Genomic DNA, 6,856 nt, shown 5'->3' with positions numbered 1-6,856 from the left:
ATCTGCATGATAGCAGGTCTGACTGGCATCGACCGCCCCGGCCTCGCCCCGCCTGAGTATCTCGATACAGCGGACAGTTTTTATGCCAGCAGCAAGGATCTGATCGAACGTTGGCACATGAGGGGCCGCAACAAGTATGCGATCACGCCGCGTTTTGCACTTGGTTCAACCCGTGAACAACTTGATCGCTGTGGCCAGCTGAAAGGCGAATATCCTGATACCTGGGTCAACACCCACATGTCGGAAAACCATAAGGAAATCGCCCAGGTCGCCGAAGCATTCCCGGAAGCGAAAGATTATCTGAATGTCTATGAGCGGGCGGGGATTGTCGGGCCGAAATTTACCGCAGGCCACGCTATTCACCTGAGTGACGATGCCTTTCGACGTATGTCGTCGTCAAAGTCATCGATCTCGTTCTGTCCTGCATCCAATCTTTATCTCGGCAGCGGCCTATTCATGATCCAAAAGGCGAAGTCGGTAGAAACGCCGGTACTGGTCGGTGTCGGCACGGACATGGGGGCTGGCGACTGTTTCTCGATCCTGCGCGTATTGAACGATGCTTACAAGGTGGCGGCGCTTCAATCGCAGAAGCTATCAGTTCTCAAAGGGTTATATCTGGCGACGTTGGGAGGCGCCAAATCGCTGCTGCTGGAAGATGAAATCGGCAGCTTTGATCCGGGGAAGTTCGCGGATCTTGTCGTGCTCGACACGCGGCCGACACCTGCCCTCGCCTTCCGCGCGGAAAGCGCGATCATCGACACGAACGCAAGTGAGGAAGAGCAGCAACGCGAGCGCATGGAACACGAAGCCTTCGGCATGATGATGCTTGGCGACGAACGTGCGGTCGAGGCAACCTATGTCAGTGGGCAGCTGCTCTATCAAAAGAGCGGTAACGCCCTTCATTAGGTTCGATCGTCATGCAGCAAACAACAAAAACCGGGGTGGTGGTTTTGTCGCGCGATCCCGGCAGCTTTGACGAACATGCCTATAAGCAATGGCATCAGGAACTTGTGAACCTTGCCAAGCAGCATGACGGCCTGATTGACGTGAACCTGCAAAGGCCACTGGACGGTGTTCAGGATCAATGGGTCCAGATCATTACCTATGACACAGTCGACAGCCTGAAAGCTTTGTTGAGCGACGCTGCCTTCAAGGCAGCGGTTGCCGCGTCCGAAGAGACCTTTGGCAAGCCGATCACCCAGCAAATCGTTGCCAACAGCAAACCCTCCGCCGTGCCGGTCACCGTTGTGATTTCGCAGCTGGTCAAACCCGGCTACGAAGAGGCCTATCAGCAATGGCAGCTTGAGATCGACGCTGAAGCGAAGAAGTTTCCAGGTTTTTTAGGGACAGAACTGATCAAACCTCTGCCGGGTGTGCAGAACGAATGGGTTGTCATATTCCGCTTCACATCCGGCAAACACCTTGACGACTGGTTCGCTTCCGACATCCACAGGGAGATGTTGAAGCGGGCGGAACCCTATTTCGACAAGGTTCACATCCGGCGCGTCGGCCGGGGGTTTGAAGATTGGTTCGCAAATGCGGCAGGTGAAGGAGACGCAGGTCCAACCCAATTCAAGATGGCGATGGTAGTGCTCTTGACGCTTTACCCGACCGTCATGCTGATCACACTTTACATCTCGCCATTCATGTCAAGCTGGGGTCTGCCGGTTTCCATGTTCGTATCCAACATATTGAGCGTCATCATCCTGACCTGGGCAATCATGCCAATGGCAACCCGTGCGCTGGATTTCTGGCTCGACGATGAGACAGGTTCCAGGCCCTCCATTACGATTGGAGGTGGTGCGCTGATCATCGCGCTTTACGCTGTCAGTATAGGCTTCTTTGTCTGGCTCTCCGGGTAAGCTCAGGCTCCCAAAAACAAGGGCCGGCAATTTCCGGCCCCGTCTTGAAGATTGGCAACATATAAATTGGTTCTCGCATCGGAACCGGTTCAGAAACGTCCCGAGGCCATAACCCGAATTTCAATTTCGCCGTCGGTTCCCGACACTGCTTACAGCTTGTAGATCGACCAGGCTTGATAAGCCTTGTTCGCGTTGTCGCATGGCTGAAGGGACAAGGGACGCATCACATGAACGGGGGAACCGCCCCGGCCTTCTCTCTTTTCCGTTTGGCTGACCGTGACACACAAATTTGGGTCGGCCTGAGCGACGAGCTGACCGTTGTCTTCCAGCAGGAATTTCTGTGTATCTGAATCGGTACACTTGTCCAGATTTACCGGGGCCCCTGCTTCAACGGACGGAACCGTCATGCAGACGTCGAAATACGGAATATAGAATTTGCCCTCACTGAGAAGCGTCTCGTCAAACCCTTGGTCTTCGAGGATACCGCCGGTGTAGTGATAGCAAGTGTGTGCCTGAAGCCCGCGGTCCAGTGGCGCGTTCTTGCCTTGCCCGCCCGCAATATCCAGGCAATAGCCACGCTCTTCGTCAAGCTTGTCCGTCAGCAGGACTTCAACAAGGTTTTCGGCCGACAGTACGGAACTCGAGAGGGCAATGAGACTTAGGGTTGCAACAACGGAACTAATGATCTGTTTCATATCGCTACTCCAGGTAACTTGCCGGTTTGTACCGCCTCTTTCGTCAGTAGGGGTTTTGATAGCCTTGCATCTTAGGTTTGGTTTCCCCGAAGTTGCTGTATGGCCAACTGCGAGTATGCAGGCTGCCCACAACACGAGTTCCAATCCCACCGCACAGTCTGTTTTGTTGTTATGATTTCCCAGTTTCAGGAGATTCCGGTTGTGTCCCTTATACAAATAGTCTTGGGCCGGCAAATGCCGACCCAATCCGATTGACCAAATTGTTTCACACTTGTTTTCGTTCCCGCTGCCGCCGTTCATCGTCAGAGCGAAGTTCCAGCCACATCGCATTCAGGATTGCGAGGCAGCACGCCAACGGCATTCCAAGAGCCCAGGCAAAATACCACATCTGAATTCTCCTCAATACGCCGTGTGATTGTCGCGTTCGATGGTTTCTTCATCCACCTTGCCCCACAGGACCTTGTAGACCCAAGCGGTGTAAACAAGGATGAGCGGCAGGAAGATGAGAGTTGCCACCAGCATGTTGAACAGGGTGCGATGCGTGGATGATGCATCCCATACCGTCAGGCTTGCCTCCGGTTGAACCGAAGACGGCAGAATGAATGGGAACATGGTGACACCCACCGTTGCGATGATGCCAACCACCGCCCATTTGGAAAACACGAAGATCAGCATTTCCATTTTGGACTGCAGCAGGACCAGCGTCCCAAGAAGACCCAGAAATCCCAGCCCGGGCACGACCCAGAGGATCGGATAGGCAGTATAGTTTGCCATCCAGGCACCGCCCTCGATCACCGCCTGTTTCGCAAGTGGATTGGCGGCCATGTTCGGGTCGACTTCCGAAGTAATCCGGAACCCTTCGACATATCCGCTGAAAACCAGATATCCACCAAGCGCAAACAGCACGATCCCAAGGATCGCCGCGAGGGAGCCGAAACGCCGGGCACGCTGTGCAATGTCTCCGCTCGCCCGCATGACCAGCCAGACGGAACCATGCATGACCAGCATCGAAACGGACAAAAGACCGCATAGCAGAGTGAACGGCGAGAACAGGCCGAAGAACGACCCCTCGTAGGTCATCCTGAGATCGGAATCGAGCTTGAACGGCACTCCAAGCAGCACGTTGCCAACAGCAACACCAAACACCAGCGCAGGTACGAAAGAGCCGGTGAACAGGGCCCAGTCCCAAGCAGTGCGCCAGGAAGGGTCCGGCCTTTTGGAGCGGTACTTGAACGAGACCGGCCTTAAGATCATGGCGGCGAGCACCACGAACATTGCAAGGTAGAACCCGGAAAAACTGATCGCATAAAGCGGCGGCCAGGCCGCAAAGATCGCTCCTCCCCCGAGAATGAACCAGACCTGGTTCCCTTCCCAGGTCGGGCCGATCGTATTGATCACAACCCGCCGTTCAATGTCGGTTTCGGCAACGAATGGCAGCAAGGCGCCAACGCCCATGTCGAAACCGTCCGTGACCGCAAATCCAATAAGAAGAACGCCTAGCAGCACCCACCAGATGATCTTCAGCGTCGAATAGTCGATTAGTTCATAGAGGACCATGAGACCTTACTCCGCTGGAACAGGGGCTGCGCCGGTAACCGGACGCTCTGCTTCGGGTGGCTGGACACCGGCCGGCTGACCATCGTCAGGACCGATCTTGATGTACTTGATCATCAAGGCGACCTCGATCACCAGAAGCGTGCTGTAGAGCGCGACAAAGCCAGCAAGCGTCAACAGAACCTCGGTTACAGAAAGGCTTGAAACACCGGCAGATGTCGGCAGCATACTTTCGATGATCCAAGGTTGACGCCCGTATTCGGCGACAAACCAACCCATTTCACAGGCGATCCAGGGCAGCGGGATCGACCACACCGCGACATGCAGCAGCCACCGGCGTTTCTCCCTCAAGACGTCGAGCTTTCCGGACGAGGAATAGTAGAAAAATACCGTCGTCAGCAGGATGAAGAAGAACCCGCAAGCCACCATGATCCGGAAGGCATAGAACATCGGGAAGACATTCGGCACGGTCGACCAGGCTGCTTCGTCCACCTGTTCTGTCGTTGCCTCCATGGGGTTGTCGGTATAAGGCAGCAGCAGATAAGCATAGCCCAGTGAATTGGCGTTCTGCCGGAAGGTTTCACGAACGTCTTCACCAACGGTTTCGGGATTGGCCCTGATCTCCTGAAGCGCATTCCAGGCTATCGCCCCTTGACGGATTCGATCCTTGGAATGATCGACCAGGTCATAGATCCCGGGGATAATGTCGGTCAGCGACCGCGTAGCAATCAAGCCCATCACATAGGGGACCTCGATCGCAAAGAGGTTTTCCCTCTTTTCCATGTCAGGCCATGCAACAATATTGAAAGAAGCAGGCGCAGGCTCCGTGTGCCACATGGCTTCCATCGTCGCCATTTTCATTTTCTGGTTCAGGTTGGCTTCATAGCCGCTTTCATCCCCAAGAACGACTACGGAAAGCGCAGAGGCAAAGCCGAAGGCGGACGCAATGGTCATCGAACGCTTGGCAATCGCAATATGCCGTCCCTTCAGCATATACCAGGCGGAAATTCCAAGCATGAACATGGCAGCTGTGACATAGCCAGCCGAGACTGTGTGGACAAATTTCGCTTGCGCGACCGGATTGAACAGCACGTCAAAGAAACTGGTGACTTCCATGCGCATCGTGTCCGGATTGAACATCGAACCGACCGGATTTTGCATCCAGCCATTGGCGATCAGGATCCAGAGCGCTGAGAAGTTGGTGCCGAGCGCGACCGCCCAGGTGGCGGCTAGGTGCTGCCGTTTGGACAGTTTGTCCCAACCGAAAAAGAAAAGGCCGACAAAAGTGGCTTCGAGGAAGAAGGCCATCAGGCCTTCAATTGCAAGCGGCGCTCCAAAAACGTCGCCGACATATTGACTGAAATAGGCCCAGTTCATGCCGAACTGGAATTCCATGGTGAGCCCTGTTGCCACTCCAAGGGCGAAGTTGATCCCGAAGAGCGTGCCCCAAAACTTGACCATGCGTTTCCAGATCTCGCGACCGGTCATGACGTAGACCGTTTCCATCGTCGCCAGCAAAATGGAAAGCCCTATGGTCAAGGGCACAAACAGGAAGTGGTAGAGCGCTGTCATGGCAAATTGCAGCCGAGACAGGTCAACGACGTTTAATTCCATCCTCTTCCCCCTTTTCAAGTCACTACAGACTTGAGCACGATGCCAGGGCAAAGACTCTCACGGTTTCAAGTCAATCCAGCAATGTCGCATCGTTCGGGTGAAATGAACGGGGACCAATCGCCGGTTCCGTCTACTAATTGCCTCAAAACATGAGTCTTCAACCGCCGTGATCGTGACCCAGCCTCACCACAAGGTCAATGCGACACATCGTAAAGGACAACCGGAAATCGCAGAAAAACGAATTGGAATCGTTGAGGAATTAGAAATAATTTCAGTTGGAGACCTAATTTGACGCTGCGACCGTATCGCGCAGGCCAACAACTCTGTCGGCAACATCCAGCTCAAGTTTCCGGTGTGCGATCATCAACACCGCTGCCTGTTGCCTGAATTCCAGAAATCTCGCCAACACATCTCCGGCGGTCGCCTCGTCCAGACCTTCCGTCATCTCATCCAGAATGAACAGATCAGGTACCGTCAAAAACGCCCGGGCAAGTGCGAGGCGGCGCTGCTCGCCTCCGGAGAGCCCCAGCCCCTCCTCCCCGAGTACCGTTTGCAATCCCTCGGGGTATCTGGAGATCCGCTCCGCAAGTGCCGCCTTGTCCAATGCCGACCACAGCTCACTATCGCCGGCAGTCGGATTGGCGATCCGCAAGTTGGCCGCCACGGTATCGTTAAAGATATAGGACCGTTGACTGAGCACCGTTACCGAATGGCGAAGCTGGCTTTCGTCAACTTCGCCCAAGTTCCGGCCCATCAGTTCGATCCGGCCGGCATCCGGCACTCTCAGGCGCGATGCCAGAGCCGCCAGGGTGCTTTTGCCACATCCACTGCGCCCGGCAATTGCGACAACCTGACCATGGGCAAATTCAAGCGAAACATCCTCCAAAACGTTTCGCAATGCTCCTGGATAACGGAACGACACATCAATGAAACGCAGAACGGCCTTGCATGGGGGATGCGTCACCTGACCGTCAGGCCGTTCACTTACAGCAGAGACCGGCTCAACTCCGGTTTCGGATCCAAGAGATCGACGGGCGGCAAGAGAGGTGCGCTGAAGACGTGCGAGGCCTGGCAACGCTCCTCCCAGGATCTCCGGCAGAGCCATGACAACCAGGATCAAACCAATGGCCA

At 55.0% G+C, this 6,856-nt stretch carries 7 protein-coding genes; 2 read left to right on the top strand and 5 right to left on the bottom strand.

Annotated elements, in window-relative coordinates:
* Together K5905_RS23605 and K5905_RS23600 are read left to right on the top strand one after the other, a co-directional pair.
* The coding region (locus tag K5905_RS23605; protein WP_297588536.1) for a guanine deaminase at positions 1 to 906 on the top strand (906 nt) is incomplete at its 5' end.
* A gap of 11 nt (positions 907 to 917) precedes the next feature.
* A complete protein-coding gene (locus K5905_RS23600) occupies positions 918 to 1,862 on the top strand; it encodes an antibiotic biosynthesis monooxygenase (protein WP_297588533.1) in 945 nt (314 codons plus the stop codon).
* A gap of 149 nt (positions 1,863 to 2,011) precedes the next feature.
* Here K5905_RS23600 and K5905_RS23595 read toward each other — a convergent pair whose 3' ends face one another.
* From K5905_RS23595 to K5905_RS23575, 5 genes are all read right to left on the bottom strand, one after another.
* A complete protein-coding gene (locus tag K5905_RS23595; protein ID WP_297588530.1) occupies positions 2,012 to 2,557 on the bottom strand; it encodes a ricin-type beta-trefoil lectin domain protein in 546 nt (181 codons plus the stop codon).
* Between the two features lie 265 nt (positions 2,558 to 2,822).
* On the bottom strand, positions 2,823 to 2,945 hold the full coding sequence (gene cydX, locus K5905_RS23590; RefSeq protein ID WP_297588526.1) for a cytochrome bd-I oxidase subunit CydX: 123 nt from the start codon (positions 2,943 to 2,945) through the stop codon (positions 2,823 to 2,825).
* A gap of 11 nt (positions 2,946 to 2,956) precedes the next feature.
* A complete protein-coding gene (gene cydB / locus K5905_RS23585; protein WP_297588524.1) occupies positions 2,957 to 4,114 on the bottom strand; it encodes a cytochrome d ubiquinol oxidase subunit II in 1,158 nt (385 codons plus the stop codon).
* 6 nt (positions 4,115 to 4,120) lie between these two features.
* Positions 4,121 to 5,725, bottom strand: coding sequence for a cytochrome ubiquinol oxidase subunit I (locus K5905_RS23580; protein WP_297588522.1), 1,605 nt, complete (start codon positions 5,723 to 5,725; stop codon positions 4,121 to 4,123).
* 283 nt (positions 5,726 to 6,008) lie between these two features.
* The coding region (locus K5905_RS23575; RefSeq protein ID WP_297588519.1) for an ATP-binding cassette domain-containing protein at positions 6,009 to 6,856 on the bottom strand (848 nt) is incomplete at its 5' end.

It is taken from the genome of Roseibium sp. (assembly GCF_025698965.1).
Classification (GTDB): Bacteria; Pseudomonadota; Alphaproteobacteria; order Rhizobiales; family Stappiaceae; genus Roseibium.
This window is presented reverse-complemented; position numbering and strand designations above follow the sequence as displayed.